The sequence below is a fragment of the Burkholderia sp. Bp8991 genome, assembly GCF_003853795.1.
In the GTDB taxonomy this organism is placed as follows: domain Bacteria; phylum Pseudomonadota; class Gammaproteobacteria; order Burkholderiales; family Burkholderiaceae; genus Burkholderia.
The window spans coordinates 102,502-123,892 of record NZ_QTQJ01000016.1 but is presented as its reverse complement, the minus strand read 5'-3'; the positions used below and the strand labels follow the sequence as shown (position 1 = coordinate 123,892).

The 21,391-nt window shown below is 68.7% G+C and carries 20 protein-coding genes; 16 read left to right on the top strand and 4 right to left on the bottom strand.

The genetic code is table 11. The features are described 5' to 3' along the window. Positions 1-32: 32 nt before the first annotated feature. The 12 genes from DIE02_RS19665 (at position 33) to DIE02_RS19610 (ending at position 12,219) form a co-directional block, all read left to right on the top strand. The gene (locus DIE02_RS19665) at positions 33-560 is read left to right on the top strand and encodes a cupin domain-containing protein (RefSeq protein WP_034180369.1); all 528 of its coding nucleotides are present in this window, start codon (positions 33-35) and stop codon (positions 558-560) included. A gap of 18 nt (positions 561-578) precedes the next feature. Further along, entirely contained in the window at positions 579-1,475 is an 897-nt protein-coding gene (locus DIE02_RS19660; protein ID WP_124488180.1) for an alpha/beta fold hydrolase, read from the top strand. A gap of 100 nt (positions 1,476-1,575) precedes the next feature. Next, positions 1,576-2,433, top strand: a complete 858-nt coding sequence (locus tag DIE02_RS19655) for an IclR family transcriptional regulator (protein ID WP_124488179.1) — start codon at positions 1,576-1,578, stop codon at positions 2,431-2,433. Continuing rightward, positions 2,430-3,227, top strand: coding sequence for an SDR family oxidoreductase (locus tag DIE02_RS19650; protein ID WP_124488178.1), 798 nt, complete (start codon positions 2,430-2,432; stop codon positions 3,225-3,227). The genes DIE02_RS19655 and DIE02_RS19650 overlap by 4 nt, the downstream gene beginning before the upstream one ends. Further along, on the top strand, positions 3,220-4,890 hold the full coding sequence (locus DIE02_RS19645) for a thiamine pyrophosphate-binding protein (protein ID WP_124488177.1): 1,671 nt from the start codon (positions 3,220-3,222) through the stop codon (positions 4,888-4,890). The genes DIE02_RS19650 and DIE02_RS19645 overlap by 8 nt, the downstream gene beginning before the upstream one ends. Then, entirely contained in the window at positions 4,883-5,710 is an 828-nt protein-coding gene (locus DIE02_RS19640; protein ID WP_044843178.1) for an aspartate dehydrogenase, read from the top strand. The genes DIE02_RS19645 and DIE02_RS19640 overlap by 8 nt, the downstream gene beginning before the upstream one ends. A gap of 111 nt (positions 5,711-5,821) precedes the next feature. Next, positions 5,822-7,312 (top strand): aldehyde dehydrogenase, encoded by a 1,491-nt coding sequence (locus DIE02_RS19635; RefSeq protein WP_124488176.1) that lies wholly within the window; start codon positions 5,822-5,824, stop codon positions 7,310-7,312. A gap of 18 nt (positions 7,313-7,330) precedes the next feature. Beyond that, positions 7,331-8,293: a VOC family protein gene (locus tag DIE02_RS19630; protein WP_124488175.1), complete on the top strand. Its 963-nt coding sequence runs from the start codon at positions 7,331-7,333 to the stop codon at positions 8,291-8,293. After that, positions 8,290-9,534, top strand: a complete 1,245-nt coding sequence (locus tag DIE02_RS19625; protein ID WP_044843181.1) for an NAD(P)/FAD-dependent oxidoreductase — start codon at positions 8,290-8,292, stop codon at positions 9,532-9,534. The genes DIE02_RS19630 and DIE02_RS19625 overlap by 4 nt, the downstream gene beginning before the upstream one ends. Before the next feature lie 38 nt (positions 9,535-9,572). Then, entirely contained in the window at positions 9,573-10,973 is a 1,401-nt protein-coding gene (locus DIE02_RS19620) for an MFS transporter (protein WP_044843182.1), read from the top strand. A gap of 132 nt (positions 10,974-11,105) precedes the next feature. Continuing rightward, positions 11,106-11,657, top strand: a complete 552-nt coding sequence (locus DIE02_RS19615; RefSeq protein ID WP_124488174.1) for a GNAT family N-acetyltransferase — start codon at positions 11,106-11,108, stop codon at positions 11,655-11,657. A 160-nt stretch (positions 11,658-11,817) separates the two neighbouring features. Continuing rightward, the gene (locus DIE02_RS19610) at positions 11,818-12,219 is read left to right on the top strand and encodes a PPC domain-containing DNA-binding protein (protein WP_124488173.1); all 402 of its coding nucleotides are present in this window, start codon (positions 11,818-11,820) and stop codon (positions 12,217-12,219) included. Positions 12,220-12,284: 65 nt separating this feature from the next. On the opposite strand, the gene DIE02_RS19605 is transcribed toward DIE02_RS19610, so the two are convergent. The 4 genes from DIE02_RS19605 to DIE02_RS19590 all read right to left on the bottom strand — a co-directional run bounded on the left by DIE02_RS19605 (position 12,285) and on the right by DIE02_RS19590 (position 16,539). Then, a complete protein-coding gene (locus DIE02_RS19605; RefSeq protein ID WP_124488172.1) occupies positions 12,285-13,520 on the bottom strand; it encodes a DUF2252 family protein in 1,236 nt (411 codons plus the stop codon). Positions 13,521-13,624: 104 nt separating this feature from the next. Beyond that, the gene (locus tag DIE02_RS19600; RefSeq protein WP_124488171.1) at positions 13,625-14,911 is read right to left on the bottom strand and encodes an Nramp family divalent metal transporter; all 1,287 of its coding nucleotides are present in this window, start codon (positions 14,909-14,911) and stop codon (positions 13,625-13,627) included. A gap of 461 nt (positions 14,912-15,372) precedes the next feature. After that, on the bottom strand, positions 15,373-15,621 hold the full coding sequence (locus tag DIE02_RS19595) for an adhesin (RefSeq protein WP_124488170.1): 249 nt from the start codon (positions 15,619-15,621) through the stop codon (positions 15,373-15,375). Positions 15,622-16,104: 483 nt separating this feature from the next. Further along, a complete protein-coding gene (locus tag DIE02_RS19590; protein WP_044843188.1) occupies positions 16,105-16,539 on the bottom strand; it encodes a universal stress protein in 435 nt (144 codons plus the stop codon). A gap of 382 nt (positions 16,540-16,921) precedes the next feature. Here DIE02_RS19590 and DIE02_RS19585 point away from each other — a divergent pair, with 382 nt between their 5' ends. The 4 genes from DIE02_RS19585 to DIE02_RS19570 all read left to right on the top strand — a co-directional run bounded on the left by DIE02_RS19585 (position 16,922) and on the right by DIE02_RS19570 (position 21,381). Continuing rightward, positions 16,922-18,406 (top strand): amidase, encoded by a 1,485-nt coding sequence (locus tag DIE02_RS19585; RefSeq protein ID WP_124488169.1) that lies wholly within the window; start codon positions 16,922-16,924, stop codon positions 18,404-18,406. 376 nt (positions 18,407-18,782) lie between these two features. Beyond that, entirely contained in the window at positions 18,783-19,475 is a 693-nt protein-coding gene (locus tag DIE02_RS19580; RefSeq protein ID WP_124488168.1) for a hypothetical protein, read from the top strand. A gap of 117 nt (positions 19,476-19,592) precedes the next feature. Beyond that, positions 19,593-20,426: an arylamine N-acetyltransferase gene (locus tag DIE02_RS19575; protein ID WP_124488167.1), complete on the top strand. Its 834-nt coding sequence runs from the start codon at positions 19,593-19,595 to the stop codon at positions 20,424-20,426. 94 nt (positions 20,427-20,520) lie between these two features. Further along, on the top strand, positions 20,521-21,381 hold the full coding sequence (locus DIE02_RS19570; RefSeq protein WP_124488166.1) for a class I SAM-dependent methyltransferase: 861 nt from the start codon (positions 20,521-20,523) through the stop codon (positions 21,379-21,381). The last annotated feature ends 10 nt before the right edge of the window (positions 21,382-21,391 follow it).

Below are 21,391 nucleotides of genomic sequence, written 5' to 3'. Positions count from 1 at the left end.
TTGAAGTTTTCACTCTGATGAAGGAGAGGACGATGGCGGACGCCGATCTCGAACGCAAGTCGTGGGACCAGCCGGAAGGCGCAAGCTTCAACGACTGGATGGAAGGGCGCGTCGCGCGCTACGCGACGCGGCGCTACGACTGGGACGCACTGAAGTTCCAGGCCGACTACGACCCGAAGTACCGCCGTGCGCAGATGCGCTACGTCGGCACGGGCGGCACGGGCGTCGCGAAGGACGTCAACACGGTGCCGGCCGGCAACTTCACGTTCTCGACGATGGTCATTCCGGCCGGCAACATCGGCCCGAGCCACATCCATATCGACGTGGAAGAAATCTTCTTCGTGCTGCGCGGCAAGATGAAGGTGATCTGCGAGCGCGACGGCGAGACCTGGGAAGCGATCCTCGGCGAGCGCGACCTGATCTCGGTGCCGCCGGGCGTGTACCGCACGGAAATCAACATCGGCGAGGAAGACGCGCTGATGTGCGTGATGCTCGGTTCGCCGAAGCCCATCACGCCGACGTATCCGCCGGATTCGCCGCTCGCGAAGATCAAGCGCTGAGACGGGGCGGAGCAAGCAATGCGTGTCATCGACAAACGTGAACGCGACCGCACCGCGGCGTTCGCCGCGCTGCTCGGGCAGTTTCCCGAACAGCGCTGCGCGGCCGGCGCGGCGGGCACGATCGGTTATCGCGAGGCCGGCGCGCAGCATGCGGGCCGCGCGCTGCCCGTCGTGCTGCTGCACGGGATCGGCTCGGGCGCCGCATCGTGGGTGTGCCAGCTCGACTTGCTCGGCGCGTCGCGCCGCGTGCTCGCTTGGGATGCGCCCGGCTACGGCGTGTCGACACCCGTGCACGGCGCGTCGCCGGCGGCCGCCGATTACGCGGCGTCGCTGAACGCGTGGCTCGAGGCACTCGGCATCGAACGCTGCGTGCTGGTCGGGCATTCGCTCGGCGCGATCGTCGCGGGCGGGTTGGCCCGCGTGATGCCCGCGCGGATCGCCGGCCTGCTGCTGATCTCGCCCGCGGGCGGCTACGGCAGCGCGCCCGCGGAAACGCGCGACACGCGCCGCGATGCACGCCTCGCGATGCTCGACGAACTCGGCCCGGCCGGGCTCGCCGAACAGCGCAGCGGCAACATGCTGTCGGGTTTCGCGAGCGAGGATGCGCGTGCATGGGTGCGCTGGAACATGGCGCGCATCGTGCCGGCCGGCTATGCGCAGGCCACGCATCTGCTCGCGAACGCCGATCTCGCGTCCGATCTCGCCGGCTTTCGCGGCCGCACGGCGGTGGCGGTCGGCGCGAACGACGCGATCACGCCGCCGGCTGCCTGCGAGCGGATCGCCGCTGCCGCGCACGTCGGGCTGCAGGTGATTCCGCAGGCCGGTCATGCGGGCTACGTGGAAGCGCCGGCCGTGTATTCGTCGCTGATCGATACGTTCTGCCGTCAATGCGACCGTCAACGGGGGCTGGAATGAATTACCCCCACGCTCACATTCGTTCGCTTGAGGGCGCGCAGCCCGCCCAATCCCGACATGCATTTCAACGTGCCCCTGGGGCGGCCCGACCGGAGGCATCATGAGCGAACCGTTGCAACAACAGGATGCGGACACCGCGAAGTCCGAGGCCAACTACGTGGTGCCGGGCCTCGAACGCGGTTTGCGGATCCTCGCCGAATTCTCGCCGCGCGAGCCGGTGCTCGGCGCGCCGGAACTGTCCAAGCGCCTCGGCATTCCGCGCACGACGGTGTTCCGTCTGCTGCAGACGCTCGAATCGCTCGGCTTTCTCGAGCGTGCGGACAAGGATCGCAACTACAAGCTCGGCATCGCCGTGCTGCGGCTCGGCTTCGAATACCTGAGCTCGCTCGAGCTGACCGATCTCGGCCTGCCGGTGATCGAGAGCCTGCGCGATGCGACCGGCTTCACGACGCACATCGTGATCCGCGACGGCCGCGACGTGGTGTTCGTCGCGAAGGCGCAGAGCCAGTCGCCGGTGTTCAGCTCGATTCGTGTGAACGTCGGCACGCGGCTGCCCGCGCATGCGACGACCCACGGCCACGTGCTGATGGGCGACCTGTCGCTGAAGGAGTTGCGGGCGCTGTATCCGGAAGGCACGCTGAACCGGATGACGAGCGCGACGCCGGAAACGGTCGACGCGCTGTACGAAGTGATCCGGGAAGATGCGCTGCGCGGCTACGGCGTCAGCAATTCGTCGTTCGAGCGCGGCATCTCGGTGGTCACGGCGCCGGTGCGCAACGACACGCAGAGGATCGTCGCGTGCATCACGGTGACGGTGCCGCGGCCGGAGATCGACGCGGCGCTGATCGCCGACGGCCTGATCGACAAGGTGCAGCGCGCGGCGGCGGAACTGTCGCGGCGGCTCAATTACCGCTCGGATGACGAGCACACGTTTCTCAAGGCTTTAGGACTGCGATGATTCAGATCGATCTGACCGGGCAGGTGGCGGTGGTGACGGGCGGTTCGTCCGGCATCGGCCTCGCGACTGCCGAACGGTTCCTGCAGGCCGGCGCGTCGGTCGCGATTTGCGGCCGCGACGGCGAGCGTCTCGCGCGCGCCGAGGCGATGCTCGGCGAGAAATATCCGGGCGCGCCGCTGCTCGCGGTGCGCTGCAACGTGCTCGACGAAGCCGACGTGGCCGCGTTCGCGCAGGCGGTGTCCGACCGCTTCGGCCGCGCCGACATGCTCGTCAACAACGCAGGCCAGGGCCGCGTGTCGACTTTCGCCGACACGACCGACGACGCGTGGCGCGAAGAGCTCGAACTGAAGTACTTCAGCATCATCCGCCCGACGCGCGCGTTCCTGCCGCTGTTGCGCGATGCGGCCGCGCCGACGATCACCTGCGTGAATTCGCTGCTCGCGCTGCAGCCGGAGCCGCACATGGTCGCGACGTCGTCGGCGCGCGCGGGCGTGCTGAGCCTCGTGAAGTCGCTCGCGACCGAACTCGCGCCGCAGCGCATCCGCGTGAACTCGATCCTGATCGGCATCGTCGAGTCGGGGCAGTGGCGCCGCCGCTACGAAGCGCAGGCGCCGGCCGGCGAAAGCTGGGAGGACTGGACGGGCGCGCTCGCCCGCAAGAAGAACATTCCGCTGAACCGCTTCGGCAAGCCCGACGAGGCAGCCTGGGCACTTTTTTATCTCGCAACGCATCTGTCGTCCTACACGACGGGCAGCCATATCGACGTTTCTGGAGGCTTTGCACGCCATGTCTAAAAAAACCACGGTTGGCGAGCTGATTGCCGCCTTTCTCGAGCAGTGCGACGTCAAAACCGCATTCGGTGTCATCTCGATCCACAACATGCCGATCCTCGACGCGATCAACTCGCGCGGCAACATCCGGTATGTCGGCGCGCGCGGTGAAGCGGGCGCGGTGAACATGGCCGACGGGCTGGCCCGCGTGTCGGGCGGCCTCGGTGTCGCGTTCACGAGCACCGGCACGGCGGCGGGCAACGCGGCCGGTGCGATGGTCGAGGCACTGACGGCCGGCACTGCACTGCTGCACATCACGGGGCAGATCGAGACGCCGTACCTCGACCAGGATCTGGCGTACATCCACGAAGCGCCGGACCAGCTCACGATGCTCGATGCGATCTCGAAGGCCGCGTTCCGCGTGCGCACGGTCGAGACCGTGCTGCCGACGATCCGCGAAGCCGTGCGCATCGCGCAGACGGCGCCGACGGGCCCCGTGTCGGTCGAGATCCCGATCGACATCCAGGCCGCCGAAATCGAATGGCCGGAAGATCTCGCGCCGGCGCACGTCGCGGTGCGCGAGCACGATGACGCACGCGTCGCGAAGCTCGCCGACGCGCTGGCGGCCAAGCGCCGTCCGCTGCTGTGGCTCGGCGGCGGCGCGCGTCATGCGCGTGCGGAAGTCGAACGCCTGGTGAAGCTCGGCTTCGGCGTCGTGACGAGCGTGCAGGGCCGCGGCGTGCTGCCCGAGGATCATCCGGCGACGCTCGGCGCGTTCAACGTGCATTCGGCGGTCGAAGCGTTCTACAAGACCTGCGACGCGCTCGTCGTGGTCGGCTCGCGCCTGCGCGGCAACGAGACGCTGAAGTACAAGCTCGCGCTGCCGCAGCCGCTGTTCCGCGTCGACGCCGATGCACTTGCCGACAACCGCGGCTATCGCAACGAGCTGTTCGTGCACGGCGATTCGAAGCGCGTGCTGGCCGAGCTGGCCGACCGCCTCGAAGGCCGCCTGTCGGTCGATCCGCAGTTCGCGGCCGATCTCGCGGCGGCGCGCGAAGCGGCCGTCGCGAGCGTGGCGGAAGGCCTCGGGCCGTACAAGCAGCTGGTCGATACGCTGCAGGGCGCGGTGGGCCGCGACTACAACTGGGTGCGCGACGTGACGATCTCGAACAGCACGTGGGGCAACCGCCTGCTGAAGATCTTCGAACCGCGCGCGGGCGTGCATGCGCTCGGCGGCGGCATCGGCCAGGGCATCCAGATGGGCATCGGCGCGGCGCTGGCCGGCTCGGCGGCGAAGACGGTGTGCCTGGTCGGCGACGGCGGCCTGATGGTCAACGTCGGCGAGCTCGTGACGGCCGTGCAGGAAAACGCGAACGTGATGATCGTGCTGATGAACGACCAGTGCTACGGCGTGATCCGCAACATCCAGGACGCGCACTACGGCGGCCGCCGCTGCTTCGTGCAGCTGCACCAGCCGGATTTCGCGCAGTTCTGCGCGAGCTTCGGCCTCACGCACTACCGGATCACGTCGCTCGACCAGGCGGAAGCGATCGTGCGCGAAGGGATCGCGAAGGAAGGGCCGGTGATGGTCGAAGTCGACATGCTGTCGGTCGGCTCGTTCGCATCGCAGTTCGCGGGTCCGCCGGTGAAGAAGGAAGAGACGCCGTCGGAGCGCCAGTATGCATAACGGCCAGCGACACGGGCATGCGCCCGTCGACGTCGCGATGATCGGCTTCGGCGCGATCGGTGCCGCCGTGTATCACGCGGTCGAGCACGATGCGTCGTTGCGCGTCGCGCACGTGATCGTGCCCGAGCATCAGCGCGACGCGGTGCAGCGCGAGCTCGGCGGTGCGGTGGAGGTCGTGTCGTCGGTCGACGCGCTGGCTCGCCGCCCCGAGTTCGCGCTCGAATGCGCGGGTCACAGCGCCCTCGTCGATCACGTCGTGCCGTTGCTGAAGGCCGGCACCGACTGCGCGGTCGCCTCGATCGGCGCGCTGTCCGACCTCGCGCTGCTCGACGTGCTGTCGCAGGCGGCCGACGAGGGCGGCACGACGGTGACGCTGCTGTCCGGCGCGATCGGCGGGATCGACGCGCTGGCGTCCGCGAAGCAGGGCGGCCTCGACGAAGTGCTGTACGTCGGCCGCAAGCCGCCGCTCGGCTGGCTCGGCACGCCCGCCGAGGAGCTGTGCGACTTGCGTGCGATGACCGGGGAAAAGGTGATCTTCGAAGGCAGTGCGCGCGACGCCGCGCGCCTGTATCCGAAGAACGCGAACGTCGCGGCGACGGTCGCGCTCGCGGGCCTCGGCCTCGACGCGACGCACGTGCGCCTGATCGCCGATCCGGCGGTCGAACGCAACGTGCACCGCATCACCGCGCGCGGCGCGTTCGGCGAGATGTCGCTCGAAATGAGCGGCAAGCCGTTGCCCGACAACCCGAAGACGTCCGCGTTGACCGCGTACAGCGCGATCCGCGCGCTGCGCAACCGCGCGGCCCGCTGCGTGATCTGAGCAGGCAGACAACCCGGACAACCAGGCCGACGCGGCCATTCGGGCCATTGAACGGCCGCCGGCGCCACGGCGCGGGCGGCTGCGCAGAGACAGATTTGTGGGACTTGTGACATGACTCCATTCGATACGAGCCTCGTACCCAACGGCGACATCCTGATCGGCGGCGAGTGGCGGCGCGGCCGCGGCGCGCCTTACGCGAGCATCTATCCGGCCGACCAGTCGCTGAACATGGAAGTCTCGACGGCGAACGCGGAAGACGCGGCCGACGCCGTCGTGGCCGCCGACGCCGCGTGGCGGCGCGCCGACTGGGCCGGCCTCAAGCCGCACCAGCGCGCGCTGGTGCTGTACCGGATCGCCGACCTGATCATGCAGCGTCACGAGGCGCTCGCGAACCTGCAGCGCCGCGACAACGGCAAGCCGATCGGCGAGACGCGCGTGCTGGTGGCGAGTGCGGCCAACACGTTCCGCTATTTCGCGGCGTGCCTGGAAACGCTCGACGAAGAACTGACGCCGTCGCGCGGCGACTACCTGACGATGAGCGTGCACGAGCCGATCGGCGTGATCGCGGCGATCACGCCGTGGAATTCGCCGATCGCGTCCGACGCGCAGAAGCTCGCGCCCGCGCTCGCCGGCGGCAACGCGGTGGTGCTCAAGCCGGCCGAGGTGACGCCGCTCGTGTCGCTCGCGCTGGCCCGCATCTGCGAGGAAGCCGGCGTGCCGAAGGGCGTGCTGAGCGTGCTGCCGGGCAAGGGCTCGGTGATCGGCGACGTGCTGGTGCGCCATCCGCTCGTGAAGAAAGTGTCGTTTACCGGCGGCACCGAAGTGGGCCGCGGCATCGCGCGCATCGCGGCGGAAAAGCTGATGCCCGTATCGCTCGAACTCGGCGGCAAGTCGCCGACGATCGTATGCGACGACGCGGATCTCGATCACGCGGTGAACGGCGTGCTGTACGGCATCTTCAGCTCGTCGGGCGAAGCGTGCATCGCGGGTTCGCGGCTGTTCGTGCAGCGCTCGGTATACGACGAGTTCATGAAGCGCCTGGTCGCGGGCGCACGCAAGCTGCGCGTGGGCGACCCGACGCGGCCCGACACGCAGATGGGCCCGCTGATCACCGCGAAGCATCGTGAATCGGTGGAACGCTACGTCGCGCTCGGGCTGGAGGAAGGCGGCCGCCTGCTGTGCGGCGGCGAACGGCCGTCGGGCGACGGGCGCGAGGACGGCTTCTTCTACCAGCCGACGATTCTCGAAGGCTTGCCGAACAGCGCGCGCATCTGCCAGGAGGAAATCTTCGGGCCGGTGCTGGTCGCGATGCCGTTCGACGACGAAGCGTCGCTGATCGCGCAGGCGAACGACAGCGTGTTCGGCCTCGCCGCCGGCATCTGGACGCGCGACTACAAGCGCGCATGGCGCATCGCGCGGGCACTGGAGACGGGCACCGTCTGGATCAACACGTACAAGCTGTTTTCGATCTCCACGCCGTTCTCGGGCTGGAAGGAGAGCGGGATGGGCCGCGAGAAGGGCCGTCTCGGCATCCGCGAGTACATGCAGCAGAAGAGCCTCTACTGGGGCTTGAACGACGCGCCGCTGCCGTGGGCGAACTGAGCGAAGGGGAATGACGCAATGAGCATCTTGGGTATCGAGCAGATCACGTACGGTGTCGACGACCTCGCGACGTGTCGGCGCTTTTTCGCCGACTGGGGCCTGAAGGAAGTCGCGCACGACGACACGCACGCACGTTTCGAAACGCTGAACGGCTGCACCGTGCTGGTCGTGAAGGCCGACGATCCGTCGCTGCCGCCCGCATTCGAAGCGGGCCCGACGCTGCGCGAAGTCACGTGGGGCGTCGCGACGCAGCAGGAAGTCGACGCACTGCGCACGAAGCTGGCCGGCCAGCCCGGCTATTACGCGCAGGACGATGCGGTCGGCTGCATCGATCCGAACGGGATGGCGATCCGCATCGAGGTGACGCGCAAGCGCGCACTCGACATCACCGGCTCGCCGTCGAACGTGTGGGGCCGGACGGCTCGGGTCGACCAGCCCAGCCCGATCTATGCGCGCGCCGAGCCGGTCGAGGTCGGCCACGTCGTGTTCTTCACGAACTGCCTCGACGCGCAGGAGAAGTTCTATCACGAGCTGCTCGGCTTCGAGACGTCGGACCGCTATCCGGGCCGCGGCGCGTTCATGCGCTGCGCGCCGCACGGCGGCCACCACGACCTGTTCCTGCTCGCGTTGCCCAATGGCAAGCGCGGCCTGAACCACGTCGCGTTCACCGTGCGCGACATCCACGAAGTGTTCGGCGGCGGCATGCACATCGACCGCTGCGGCTGGGAAACGCAGCTCGGCCCGGGGCGTCATCCGGTGTCGTCCGCGTATTTCTGGTACTTCCAGAACCCGGCCGGCGCGCTGATCGAGTACTACGCGGACGAAGACGTGCTGACGCCCGAATGGCAGCCGCGCGAATTCGAACCGGGCCCGACCGTGTTCGCCGAATGGGCCGTCGACGGCGGCCTCGACGGCAACACGCGCCGGCAGAAGAATGCGAAGGCGCCGGAAGGCAAGTTCATGACGGAGCGCAAATCATGAGCGCAACGAACTCGCAGGAACCGGCCGCGCCTCGCACGGTCGTCGTGATCGGCGGCGGCCAGGCCGCCGGCTGGGTGCTGAAGACGCTGCGCGCGGAAGGCTTCGCGGGCCGTCTCGTGATGATCGCCGACGAGCCGCATCTGCCGTACGAGCGTCCGCCGCTGTCGAAGGCCGTGCTGGCCGGCGACGCGGACATCGAGACCGTGCGCGTCGTGCGCCCGGACGAATTCGCCGCGCTGAACGTCGAGGCATGGCAGCCGGAACGCGCGGTGTCGATCGACCGTGCGCGCCGCGTGGTGAAAATCGAAAGCGGCCTCGAAGTCGAATACGACCGCCTCGTGATCGCGACCGGCGGCACGTCGCGCCGCTTGCCTGACTCGATCGTCAGGACCCCGAACCTGCATTACCTGCGTACGCTCGACGAAGCGGCCGCGCTCGGCGAGAAGCTGCGCGCGAGCCGGCGTGTGCTCGTGATCGGCGGCGGCTGGATCGGCCTGGAGGTCGCGGCGACCGCGCGCAAGCTCGGCGTCGAAGCGGTGGTCGTCGAAGGCGCGCCGCGGCTGTGCGGCCGCTCGGTGCCGCAGGTCGTGTCGGACTTCCTGCTCGACCTGCATCGCGCGAACGGTGTCGACGTGCGCCTCGGCGCGGCGCTCGCATCGCTCGACGCGCAGCCGGACGACGCATCGAAGGTGCGCGCGACGCTTGCGGACGGCACGACGATCGACGCCGATTTCGCGGTGGCCGGCATCGGCCTCGCGCTGAATGCGACACTCGCGAGCGACGCGGGCCTCGCAGTCGACGACGGCATCGTGGTCGACGAGTTCGGCGCGACCAGCGATCCGGCGATCTTCGCGTGCGGCGACGTCGCGAACCATCACAACGGCTGGCTGAAGCGGCGCGTGCGGCTCGAATCGTGGGCGAACGCGCAGAACCAGGCGATCGCGGCCGCGAAGGCCGTGCTCGGCGTGCGCGCGCCGTACGCCGAGATTCCGTGGTTCTGGTCCGATCAATACGACGTGAACCTGCAGATCCTCGGCGATCTGCCGGCCGATGCGCAGCTCGTCGTGCGCGGCGATCTCGCCGCGCGACGTGCGACGCTGTTTTTCGTGGGCGACGGACATGTGAGAGGTGTCATCGCCATCAACAACGCGCGCGAGCTCAAGCTCGCACGCAAGTGGATGAACCAGGGCCGGGCAGTGAACACGGAAGCCCTGGCGGACACGACCCAAGCGCTTGCCTGACCGGCGAAACCGGTACAAAGACCCAGGAGACACCTCGCATGAGCACTTTCGACAACGTCGTGGCCGGCAGGGCCACGATGGAAGCTGCCGCCTCCACGCCCGGCGCGATCATCGCGCGGCTCGAGCGGCTTCCGGCCAACGCGATGCAGATCCGCGCGCGCGTGCTGATCGGCACCGCGACGTTCTTCGACGGCTTCGACGTGATCACGATCGCGGCGACGCTGCCGCTGCTGATTCACAAGTGGGGATTGTCGCCGACGCAGATCGGCATGCTGATCGCGTCCGGCGCGATCGGCCAGCTGATCGGCGCATTCCTGTTTCCCGCGCTCGCGGAGAAGCATGGCCGCGTGAAGGCGATCGCGTGGAGTTCCGCCGTGATCGGCATCACCAGCATCGCGTGCGGCTTCGCGCCGACGTTCGAGGTGTTCGTGCTGCTGCGGATCCTGCAGGGGCTCGGCCTCGGCGGCGAGCTGCCGGTCGCGGCAACGTACATCAACGAAATCACCCGCGCGCACGGCCGCGGCCGCTTCGTGCTGCTGTACGAAATCGTGTTCCCGATCGGCCTGCTGGTATCGATGGCGCTCGGCGCGTGGCTCGTGCCGCGGTTCGGCTGGGAGATCATGTATTTCGTCGGCGGGCTGCCGCTGATTCTCGCGCTGGTGCTCACGCGTCTGGTGCCGGAATCGCCGCGCTGGCTCGCGTCGCGCGGGCGGCTCCCGGAAGCCGGGCGTGCGGTCGGCGTGTTCGAAGCGTCGGTGCGCGGCGAACTGCCGCCGGTCACGCAGGTGGCCGCGTACGACGAGATGGTGCGCCAGCACCCGAAGCGCCGGATGAGCGACCTGTTCAGCGCCGCGTATCGCAAGCGCACGCTCGCGGTGGCGACGCTGTGGGCGACCTGCGGGTTCATCCAGTACGGGCTGTCCACGTGGCTGCCGACGATCTACAAGAACTTCTATCACGCGCCGCTGCAGCTCGCGCTGAATCTCGCGGTGATCGGCTCGGTGATGGGCGTGCTCGGTTCACTCGCGTCCGCGCTGCTGGTCGACAAGCTCGGCCGCAAGCCGGTGATCGTGTGGTCGTTCGTGCTGTGCGCGCTGTCGCTGGCGTTCGCGGGCATCTACCACGCGTCGTCGGTGTACGTCGTCGCGACCTTTTGCTCGCTGTCGCTGGGGCTGATGGCATCGGGCTTCATCACCGCGTACGTCTATACGCCGGAACAGTATCCGACGAGCATCCGCGCGTCGGGCTGCGGGCTCGGCAGCGCGTGGCTGAAGATCGCGTCGTTCGCGGCGCCGATGATCGTGCCGCACGCGATCATCGGCGGCAATCTCGCGCCGGCGTTCTACCTGATCGGCATCGTGCCGCTGATCGCCGCCGTGACCGTTCATTTCGTCGGGATCGAGACGAAGGGGAAGGTGCTCGAAGCGCTCGAGGCATAAGCGCGGCGCGTGGCAAAGGCGATGTGGAAGGCCCGGACGATGTGTCCGGGCTTTTTTCGTTTCGGGCAGCGGATCGTGCGTGCCGGACAGCGTGTTCTAATTCATGCTTGCGTTTTTTCCCCGGCCGCTGCGATGCCCTTGTTCGAACCCGTCACGCTGCATACGTCCCGACTCGTCCTGCGTCCGCTTCGCGACACGGACGCTCACGCGTTCTTCGACCTCTGGTCCGATGCGCAAGCGATGCGCTATTCGTCGTTCGCGCCGCTCACGGATTGGCGGCAGGCCGCCGAGCGCGTCGCGCGCAACCTCGCGACGACCGCCAGCGGCCAGGATCTCGTCTGCGTGCTCGAAGCCCGGGACACCGGCGACGTGCTCGGCGAATGCGTGCTGTTTCATGCGCACGAGCAATGCCGGCGTGCGGAAATCGGCTTCAGCCTGCGGCGCCGCTACTGGCGCGGCGGCTATATGCTCGAGGCCGCGTCGGCGGTCATCGACCACGCGTTCGGCACGCTGCGCCTGAACCGCATCGAGGCCGACATCGATCCGCGCAACGTCGCATCCGCCGCGCTGCTCGAACGGCTCGGGTTCGTCAGGGAAGGCGTGCTGCGCGAACGCTGGATCGTCGGCGACGAGGTGTCGGACAGCGCGCTGTACGGGTTGCTCGCGCGCGATCGTCGCGGGTGATGCGGGTGACGCGGCGTGTCCGGTGCGAACGAATGACGCATCGGCATCGTTTCCGGGGTCGCGACGCAGGCGCGGTGGCCGATCCGGCTGGCGGCTTGCCGGATTGCCGTGTCGAACGTACGCTTTGCCTACCCCCGACTCCATCAGCAGGTTACCGCCCATGCAAGCCCATCCTCTGCGTCTTTCCCCCGGCGACGATCTGCGCGCGTCGATCGAGCAGGCGTTGCGTCGACTCGACGCGCATGCAGCATTCGTGATCCAGGGCATCGGCAGCCTGAACGTCGCGCAGCTGCGTTATGCCGGCGTCGCTGCGCCGACCGAGTTGCGCGGCGATCTCGAGATCCTGACGCTGGCCGGCTCGGTCTCGCCGGACGGCGCGCACCTGCACATCGCGGTGTCCGACGCGCACGGCCGCGTCTCGGGCGGCCACGTCGCGAGTGGCTGCGTGGTGCGCACGACCGCCGAGATCCTGCTCGTATCGTTGCCCGCGCATCGTTTTTCCCGCGAGCACGATGCGCTCACCGGGTTCAACGAGCTGGTGGTCCGTCCGGCGAAAGACTGAGATCGCGCGGGCCGGGCCGTCCACGATCGTGCGTCCATCGCAACGACGCACGACCGGCGGCGACGTCAACGGACCGTCTTGCCGACCACATGGCGCCGGCAATGTTCGAGATACGCCTCTTCGTGCGCGGCCATCAGTTCGATGATGCTTCGCCACAGCCATGACGGCGCGTCGGCCGTCTTCGGGTGCTGGCGCCGCAACTCGCCGCACCACGCGCGTTGCGTCGCGTGGTCCATCTGCGCGGCATGCGCGTTGCCGATCACCAGCGCCAGATAGCGCGCGACTTTGACCGCATCGGCCTCCGACATCCGTTCCGCGTCCAGTTTCAGATCCTGCGGCATCAATTCGCGTATGACGACGGGGCATCCGTCGAGGCGTGCCGCGCACATCCGGCTGCCCAGCATCGGCGATACGTGCCGCGCGCCTTCGAGCACCCGTTGCGCGGGATCGCGCGGCATGCGCACGCCGGGATCCTTCGGGGCCTTCGCCGCCGCGGCCTCCTTGATGTCGATCAGATACGGCGGATGGCCGTCGGAACACGCGTCGTCGATATCGAGCATGACCGCGAAGCGGCGCCGTCCGAGCGAGCTGCATCCCTTTACCCAGAAGGCGGCGTCGAGCACCTTCATCCTCGCGTCGCGGTGTGGCGCGCGGCTGAGCGCCGCGCCGATCGACGAATCCGGGGTGGATTCGAACAGCGCGTGGATGGCGCTCCGCTCGCGCTCGGACAACGGCCAGAAGCGTTTGCCGAGCGGAATGCGCGGCGTGACGTTCTGGATCGTCTGCCGGTCGAGCTTGCGCCACGATCGGTGCAGCGCCGCCTTCATCGCGATCTTGATCGCGGCTGGGCGTTGCAGGTGACTGGTCTCGGCGCGGTGCCGGCTGTCGAACGCCTGCTCGTATCCGGCGATGAGCGCTTCGACCATCCGCCACGTGATGATCCCGGGCAGATCGGAGCTGCGCGCCGCGGTCGCGAGCGAGAAGCCGAGACGCAGCAGGTCGTGTACGGGATTGCCGATCACGCTCTGGTCGAGATCGCGGATCTGCACGGCAACCTCGCCCGTCTTCGCCGCGACGGGCCCCAGATTGCCGAGATGGCAGTCGCCGCCGATCCACACCGCGGGGCCGTCGGGCAGGGTGCCGGAGCGATGGTCCGCGAGCCATGCGTAGAAGCGCTCGGCGCTGCCGCGCGTATACGTGTGTATCGAGCGCGCCATCTTGAGGCTGCGCAGGCGCGCGAGAATCTGCGCGCGCTGGTCGCTGGACGGCAGCCGTGCCGATCCCGATGCTTTCTTCGCCACGATGCGTTCTCCTTCTGTTCCGCGGCATGCGTCGCCGGTGCGTGTGCCGGCTCGCGTGACGCCGGTGTATCCGGCGCCGCGCCGGCCGGCGCGGCTTCACCTGCTCAACCCGGCACGAACACGCCCAACGCCGCGACCGCCATCGCGAACGTCGCGAGCCAGCCGCCCCAGGCCAGCAGGCCGGTGATCGCGAACTTGCCCATGATGCGCGTGCTGTGGGCCATCAGCATCATCACGACCATGATCGGCACGGCGGTCACGCCGTTGATGACCGCACTCCAGTAGAGCGCGCGGATCGGGTCGAAATGCATGAACGTGATCGCGACGCCGCCGATGATCGCCAGTGCGATGACCGCATAGAACTCGCGCGCGACGCCGAATTGCAGCGCGAGGCTGCTGCGCCAGCGGAAAGTGCCCGCGGCCGCATAGGCGGCTGATCCCGCGAGGACAGGCAGCGCCAGCAGGCCGGTGCCGATGATTCCGAGCGCGAACAGCACGTACGCGAAGTGGCCGCCGATCGGCTCGAGCGCCCGCGCGGCATCCGCCGACGTCTTCACGTCGATGTGGTGCAGGTTCAGCGTGGCCGCGGCCGTCAGCGTGATGAAGAACGCGATGACGTTCGACACGCCCATCCCGACCCACGTATCGAAGTTGATCCGGCGCAGCTGCGCGGGGGCCTGGTGAGGCGCGTGCCGCAACGACTGCTGGTTCGGCACCGCGCGCAGTTCCTCGACTTCCTGCGATGCCTGCCAGAAGAACAGGTACGGGCTGATCGTGGTGCCGAGCACGGCGATGACCGTGGTCAGGTAGGCGGCGGAGTACTGGACGCGCGGCAACACGAGCGCACGGCCGACCTCGCCCCACGGGACGGGCACGATGAGCGCCACGGCGACGTAGGCGAGCAGGACCAGCGCGGTCCATTTGAGCAGGCGCGCGTAGCGGTCGTACGGCACGAGGATCTGCAGCAGGGCCGATGCGCCGCCGAGGCACACGACGTAGAGTTCTTGCGGGCCGCGCAGCAGGAGCTTGACCGCTGCGCCCATCGCCGACAGGTCGGCCGCGATGTTGATCACGTTCGCGACGATCAGCAGCACGACGGTGACGTAGAGCAGCCACGGCGGATAGTGCGTGCGCATGTTCGACGCGAGGCCCTTGCCCGTCACGCGGCCGATGCGCGCGCTGATCAGCTGAATCGCCGTCATGAGCGGATACGTCAGCAGGAGCGCCCACAGCAATTCGAAGCCGAACTGCGCGCCCGCCTGCGAGTACGTGCCGATGCCGGACGGATCGTCGTCTGCTGCACCGGTGACGAGGCCCGGCCCGAGGCGGCGGAGCCACGTTGCGGCACGCGGACGCTGCTCCGCGGAATCGAGGGGCTCGTTGTCGTTCATGATCGCGACTCGTGGGGAGGGGGCAATCGAGTCGCAATTGGCATGCCCAGGAGGAAGGGGCGGCTGGGGCGGGCGGGTTACGGGATGCGGCCGCCAGACGCGGTGCAACCGAACGCAACTTGACGCGATGGAAAACCGGCTCGGCTAACGGGCGGGAAGCGGCGGTACGAAAGGGAGCGCACGACGTGCTCGCGTGCTCGTGACGGGGGGAACCCGGTAGGAGAAGCGATGGACGGTGCCGAGCGATTCGCGCAAGTCGCTATCGCTGCGACGTGCGTGACGTGTCGCGGCGAACGCTCATCGGTCGCCGCGATCGTCGGATGGTTGGCGTATTCGTACTGCCGCTACCGGCGAGCCAATGCCGCCGGTGGCAAGCGAAAGAACCTCGGAAGGCGCCACGGATCACAGTTGGCGCCCAGGCGCCGCGACACGCATGCGACCGGCGCGGCGCCCGGTCGGCCTCAACGGGCCGCCACCGCGGCGTCCTGATTACCGCGCCCGGACACGAGGCAGCTCGACATGAACGCTTCGCTCTGGCTGTCGGCCGCCGCGCTGCCGAAGCCCTTGCCGAGCGCGGCGTATTTCACCTGCTCGGCGCCCTGCGAGCAGGCGGTCGGGCTGGCATCGCGGCCTTGCGCGTGCAGCAGTGCGCGATCGCCGATCAGATAGACCAGCAGCGCGAAAAAAGCGATGTGTACGACTCGTCTCATGGTTCGTCTCCTCGTCGCTCAAGCGTAACGCGGAGACGTTTCTCGAAGCACTTGGGGCTTCCCCCGGTAAACGTCTGCAGAAATGACGATAAGCCCGGCTGATCGCGTCCCGTTTTTACCGTGCGGACGACGAAAAGGCACGTTGGCCGCCCGCACCGCCGCGCGATTGACGCGAGCTTGACGAATGTCAGACGGCGGGCAGGGCGAGACGGTCGTGCCGGCGGTCAGAGCGATAGCATGAATGCATGTTTCAACGGAACGCGATGCGCGGCAGGCGATGGGCGCCGCGGCTCCGAATGCAGCGGGTACGTATTGAACATCGCTATCGAATTAGTGAGGAATCCAAATGCTTAACGTATCGTCCGTCCTGATCAGTCTCGCGCCGATGTGGGCGATTCTGCTGGTTGCATCGTCAGCCGCGACCTATCTCGTGTTCTGGCGCAAGGTCATCAAGTAAGCGGCGACCGCCGCACCGCGTGCCGCTCATCTGACCGCCGTCACCGGCACGTTCGAAATCCGCACGAGGCGGCCCATCATGCTGCGACCGAACATCGACAGCATCTGATGAAACGGATCGTGCCGCGGCGCGACGACGACGATTTCGTCGCAGCCCGTCTCGGCCGCAACGGCCGCGATCGTGTCGGCCACCGGCCCGACCTTCTTCACGACGCTGTATCGGACGCCGGCTTCCCGCAGCACCCGCTCGGCCGTCGCCAGATCGTCGCACGCGAACTGGTCCTCGATCGAGCGCAGTCGCGACAGCGAGTGAAATGCCTCGAGCCGCGTCGCTTCGAGCGGCGGCTGGACGTTGATCAGCACGATTTCCGACGCGCAGCGTTCGCGATACAGGAAGGTCGCATGGCGGACCGCCTGCAGCGAACGCGGCGAATGACCGACCGGAACCAGCAGTTTGAGCATGGGAGATGCTCCGGAATCGAGATGTTTGCAGCGTAGCGCGGCGCCGGATCGCCCGACCTAAAGAGATCGGGCGGCCGCGTAAAAATGTCGTCAACGTCCGCCGCGCCTATTAGAAATATAAGAAATTTAAGTTTATGCGCATAAACGTTTTCACTGACCGGCCGGGCGGTGGCCCGGGGCGGGCCGTCGAGTGGCGCACCACGCCGATTTAGTCGGATCCTCAATGAATCGCGGCGGAAAATATCGGAGGTCAGCGATCCGGCGTCGCGTAGAGTAGTGCATCGGCCGCGGCGCGGCCTTCTCCCGGGCTGTCCAGGCCGTTCGGGACGGACCGCCGCCACGCTGCGGCCCGCCATTCCATTCCGATTCCAGGAGACCTCGCATGCCGCATGGCGCCCCGCAGCTTCTCGCACCCGCTTCCATCACCGTCGACCCGATCGTGCGCCTGTCGGCCGGCGAACTCGCGTCGGCGATCCGCGGCAAGGCGGTCTCGTGCGTCGAGACGATGCGTGCGTATCTCGATCACATCGAGCGCGTGAACGGCGCGGTGAACGCGTTGATTTCGCTGCGCGATCGCGCCACGCTGCTCGCCGAAGCGGCGCAGAAGGACGCGGCACTCGCCCGCGGCGAGTACCACGGCTGGCTGCACGGAATGCCGCAGGCGCCGAAGGATCTCGCGATGACGAAAGGGCTGCGCACGACCTACGGCTCGCCGATCTTCCGCGATCACGTGCCGCAGGCCGATTCGGTCGGCGTCGGCCGGATGCGCGCGGCGGGCGCGATCTTCATCGGCAAGACCAACACGCCGGAGTTCGGCCTCGGCTCGCATACGTTCAACGAAATCCACGGCGCGACGCGCAATCCGTACGACCTGACGAAGAGCGCGGGCGGCAGCAGCGGCGGCACGGCGGCGGCGCTGGCCGCGCGCATGCTGCCGGTCGCGGACGGCAGCGACTTCGGTGGCTCGCTGCGCAATCCGGCCGCGTTCTGCAACATCTACGGCTTGCGTCCGTCGCAGGGCCGCGTGCCGCGCTGGCCAGGCGTCGACGTGTTCATGCAGCAGCTCGGCATCGAAGGGCCGATGGGCCGCACGGTCGGCGACGTCGCGCAGCTGCTCGCGATCCAGGCCGGCTACGACCCGAACGATCCGCTGTCGCTCGCGGAAGATCCGGCCGTGTTCGCGAAGCCGCTCGACACGGACCTGCGCGGCAAGCGCATCGCGTGGGTCGGCGACTGGAACGGCTATCTCGCGACCGAGCCGGGCGTGCTCGCGCAGTGCGAACAGGGCCTCGCGACGCTGCGCGAGATCGGCTGCGACGTCGATGCCGCGCTGCCGGCGTTCGCACCGGAGCGCATCTGGCGGCTGTGGCTCGCGCATCGGCACCTGCTGTCCGGCGGCGGGCTGCTCGCGCACTATCGCGACCCGGCACGGCGTGCGCTGCTGAAGCCCGAGGCGATCTACGAGGTCGAAGGGCTGCTCGCGATGCAGGGGGCCGAGGTGTTCGACGCGAGCGTCGAGCGCACCGCGTGGCACCAGGCCGTGCTGGGCTTCTTCGATCGCTACGACTTCATCGCCGCGCCGACCGCGCAGGTGTTCCCGTTCGACGTCGAGCAGCGCTGGCCGAAGGAAATCGCGGGCCGCGCGATGGATACCTACCACCGCTGGATGGAAACGGTCGTGCCGTGGACGCTGGCCGGCTGCCCGGTGATCAGCGTGCCGGTGGGCTTCAACGATGCGGGGTTGCCGATGGGGATGCAGCTGATCGGCCGACCGCGCGCGGATCTCGCCGTGCTGCAGCTCGCGCGCGGCTACGAGCAGGCGGCCGACTGGGTCGACCGGCGGCTGCCGGGCTGGATGGCTGCGTAATGCGACGGCCGGCGGGCCGGTGACACACGCCGAACGCAAGTGACGAACCGGGCGGCCGCGTGCCGCCCGGTTCGTTTCCACACCTCGAAACGCGCTGGCTAATCCTGCCATTCGTGCGCCGGGCATCACGCTGTGCACAACAGCGCCGGCCGACACCGGCGCAGCGCCGGCGCATACCGGGCGTCGCCGGGATTGCCGCGATGCAGGAACGAATCGCGGCGCCAGCCCTATATCGCGCGGCAAATCCGGATGAATCCGCGCGCCGGGCGACGGTCGTGCCGGGCGATTTCGTATCGATGTGTTTCAGTCGTTGCGGCGGCGCGCGGCGCGCTTCGACAATATCGGCCTCAAACATATTCGGGCACGAGGGAAACACATGAAGCACATTCGCGCGACGGGCAAGCACCTGGCATCGGCGGGCATCGCCTTCGGCATCATGCTCGGCGTGAACGGCACCGCCCATGCACAACTCGACCTCCAGTCGATCGGCACGGCGCTGCTCGGCGGCGGGCAACAGCAGGCCGCACCCGCGCAGGGCGGCGTCGCGCAGTTGATGCAGGCGTACGTCGGCGCGAACCAGCAGGTGCTGGTCGGGCAGTCGTCGCTCGCGTCGGCGATGGGGCTCACCGGCGCGGCCGGTCAGGCGCAGCAGGCCGCCGGCCTGCTCGGCGGCGGCAATGCGCTGACGCCGGCCGCGCTGTCGCAGATGGGCGGCGCGCAGCAGTCGGTGTCGCAGGCGCTCGGCCAGGCGTTCGCGAGCGGCGGGGCGTCGCACGGCCCGATCGACAAGCAGGCGTTCAGCAACGGTCTGGCATCGCTCGGCCAGGGTCTGACGCAGTACTCGCAGCTGCAGTCGGGGCTCGGTAATCTCGGTTCGACCAGCGCGGCATCGCTGCTGCAGTCGGGCCTGAATCCGCAGAACATGCAGGCCGCGTCGTATATCGCGCAAAGCGCGCCGGGCCAGTTGCAGTCGCTCGCGTCGACGCTCAGCCAGGCCGTGCAGTTCGCGACGAGCCAGGGCATTGCGGTGCCGTCGGTCGCGTCGTCCGCGCTGAAGCTGCTGCCGTAACGCGGCCGCACCCGCTGCGGCGCCGGCCGCGCGCGCGGCGATCCGGGATGGCCCCGCGCAACATGGGGATATCGCTCGATGCTATCGTGGCGTGTTCCCCGTTTCCGGTGCCGGTTCATGACTGACTCGTTCGACCTCTCGCGCTACTTCGCCCGCATCGGCTACGACGGCCCGGCCGAGCCGACGCTCGACGTGCTGCGACGGCTGCACCTGCTGCAGCCGCAGGCCATTCCGTTCGAAAACCTCAATCCGCTGACCGGCGCGCGCGTCGCGCTCGACCTGCCCGCGATCGTCGACAAGGTGGTCGGGCGCCGCCGTGGCGGCTACTGCTTCGAACTCAACAAGCTCTTCTACACCGCGCTCACGACGATCGGCTTTCGCGTGACGCCGCTGATCGCGCGCGTGCGCTGGATGCGGCCGCCCGAGCTCGTCACCGCGCAGACCCACATGCTGCTGCGCATCGATCTCGACGGCGCGGCGTGGCTCGCCGACATCGGCTTCGGCAGCGCGACGCTCACCGCGCCGCTGCGCTTCGTGCCGGGCGAGCGGCAGCTGACGCCGCATGGGGCGTTTCGCGTCGTCGACGCGCCGGTCGACGGCGAATTCGACATGCAGTTCCAGATCCCCGACGGCTGGCAGACGACCTACCGCTTTTCGCTGAAGCCGGCCGAGTGGATCGATTACGACGCCGCGAACTGGTTCACGTCGACCTATCCCGAGTCGATCTTCGTCAACGACCTGATCGCCTGCCGCGTGCTGCCGGACGGCCGGGCGGCGCTGTTCAACACCGTGCTGACGCTGCGCGACGCGGCGGGCGCGGGGCGCACCGTCACGTTCGACGACGCGGCCGCGTGGGGCGCGTGCCTGCGCGACACGATCGGCATCGATACGACCGGCTTCGACCTCGACGCGTTGTTCGCGCGGGTGGCGGCGCGGGCGAACACGATGTAATGCGTCGCGGGCCGCGACATGAGCGTACGCAATCCCGACGGCCGTGCGTGGCGCCTGCGGGCGCCGCACCAGCCGCGCGCATGAGGACGAGACGATGACCGACCTTCATCCGGACGCCCCTGACAGCACCGCCGCGCGCGTCGCGCTGTGGCGCGCGCTGCACGTCGAGCTCGATGCGCCGCCGCACGTGCTCGTGGACGAAATCGGACTGCGCCTGCTCGCGCCGGCGCCCGGCTGGCAGCAGCGCGGCGACATGGATCCGCAGTTCACGCGGCCGTTTCGCGCGTCGATCGTCGCGCGGGCGCGCTTCATCGAGGATCTCGTCGTCGAGCAGGCCGCGCGGGGCGTGAGCCAGTACGTGATCCTCGGCGCGGGCCTCGACAGCTTCGCGCAGCGCCGGCCCGAGATGGCGTCGCGCCTGACCGTCTTCGAGGTCGATCCGCCCGTGCCGCAGGCGTGGAAGCGCCGCCGGCTGACCGAGCTCGGCTTCGGCGTGCCGGACTGGCTGCGGTTCGTGCCGGTCGATTTCGAAGCGAAGCAGTCGTGGCGCGACGCGCTCGTGCGCGCGGGCTTCGATGCAGGCAAGCCGGCGGTCGTCGTGTCCACCGGCGTCAGCATGTACCTGACGCGCGACGCGAACGCGGCGGCGCTGCGCGAAGTCGCGTCGCTCGCGCCGGGCTCGACGTTCGCGATGACGTTCCTGCTGCCGCTCGAGCATGCCGATCCGGACGTGCGCCCGGGGCTCGAAATGGCCGCGAAGGGCGCGCGCGCGAGCGGCACGCCGTTCATCAGCTTCTTCATGCCGGCGGAGATCCGCGCGCTCGCGACCGGGGCCGGCTTCGCGCGGGCCGAGCATGTGTCGGCCGCGGAACTCACGCGCCGCTACTTCGCCGATCGGACCGACGGCCTGCGCCCGCCGGACAACGCGGAAGAGCTGCTGGTCGCGACGGTGTGACGTCGCGACC

Coding starts and splice junctions, on each gene's coding strand:
- DIE02_RS19615 (WP_124488174.1), top strand. CDS start 11,106: ATGCCCTTGTTCGAACCCGTCACGCTGCATACGTCCCGACTCGTCCTG.
- DIE02_RS19595 (WP_124488170.1), bottom strand. CDS start 15,621: ATGAGACGAGTCGTACACATCGCTTTTTTCGCGCTGCTGGTCTATCTG.
- DIE02_RS19580 (WP_124488168.1), top strand. CDS start 18,783: ATGAAGCACATTCGCGCGACGGGCAAGCACCTGGCATCGGCGGGCATC.
- DIE02_RS19635 (WP_124488176.1), top strand. CDS start 5,822: ATGACTCCATTCGATACGAGCCTCGTACCCAACGGCGACATCCTGATC.
- DIE02_RS19575 (WP_124488167.1), top strand. CDS start 19,593: ATGACTGACTCGTTCGACCTCTCGCGCTACTTCGCCCGCATCGGCTAC.
- DIE02_RS19590 (WP_044843188.1), bottom strand. CDS start 16,539: ATGCTCAAACTGCTGGTTCCGGTCGGTCATTCGCCGCGTTCGCTGCAG.
- DIE02_RS19650 (WP_124488178.1), top strand. CDS start 2,430: ATGATTCAGATCGATCTGACCGGGCAGGTGGCGGTGGTGACGGGCGGT.
- DIE02_RS19630 (WP_124488175.1), top strand. CDS start 7,331: ATGAGCATCTTGGGTATCGAGCAGATCACGTACGGTGTCGACGACCTC.
- DIE02_RS19665 (WP_034180369.1), top strand. CDS start 33: ATGGCGGACGCCGATCTCGAACGCAAGTCGTGGGACCAGCCGGAAGGC.
- DIE02_RS19570 (WP_124488166.1), top strand. CDS start 20,521: ATGACCGACCTTCATCCGGACGCCCCTGACAGCACCGCCGCGCGCGTC.
- DIE02_RS19655 (WP_124488179.1), top strand. CDS start 1,576: ATGAGCGAACCGTTGCAACAACAGGATGCGGACACCGCGAAGTCCGAG.
- DIE02_RS19620 (WP_044843182.1), top strand. CDS start 9,573: ATGAGCACTTTCGACAACGTCGTGGCCGGCAGGGCCACGATGGAAGCT.
- DIE02_RS19640 (WP_044843178.1), top strand. CDS start 4,883: ATGCATAACGGCCAGCGACACGGGCATGCGCCCGTCGACGTCGCGATG.
- DIE02_RS19645 (WP_124488177.1), top strand. CDS start 3,220: ATGTCTAAAAAAACCACGGTTGGCGAGCTGATTGCCGCCTTTCTCGAG.
- DIE02_RS19625 (WP_044843181.1), top strand. CDS start 8,290: ATGAGCGCAACGAACTCGCAGGAACCGGCCGCGCCTCGCACGGTCGTC.
- DIE02_RS19600 (WP_124488171.1), bottom strand. CDS start 14,911: ATGAACGACAACGAGCCCCTCGATTCCGCGGAGCAGCGTCCGCGTGCC.
- DIE02_RS19660 (WP_124488180.1), top strand. CDS start 579: ATGCGTGTCATCGACAAACGTGAACGCGACCGCACCGCGGCGTTCGCC.
- DIE02_RS19585 (WP_124488169.1), top strand. CDS start 16,922: ATGCCGCATGGCGCCCCGCAGCTTCTCGCACCCGCTTCCATCACCGTC.
- DIE02_RS19610 (WP_124488173.1), top strand. CDS start 11,818: ATGCAAGCCCATCCTCTGCGTCTTTCCCCCGGCGACGATCTGCGCGCG.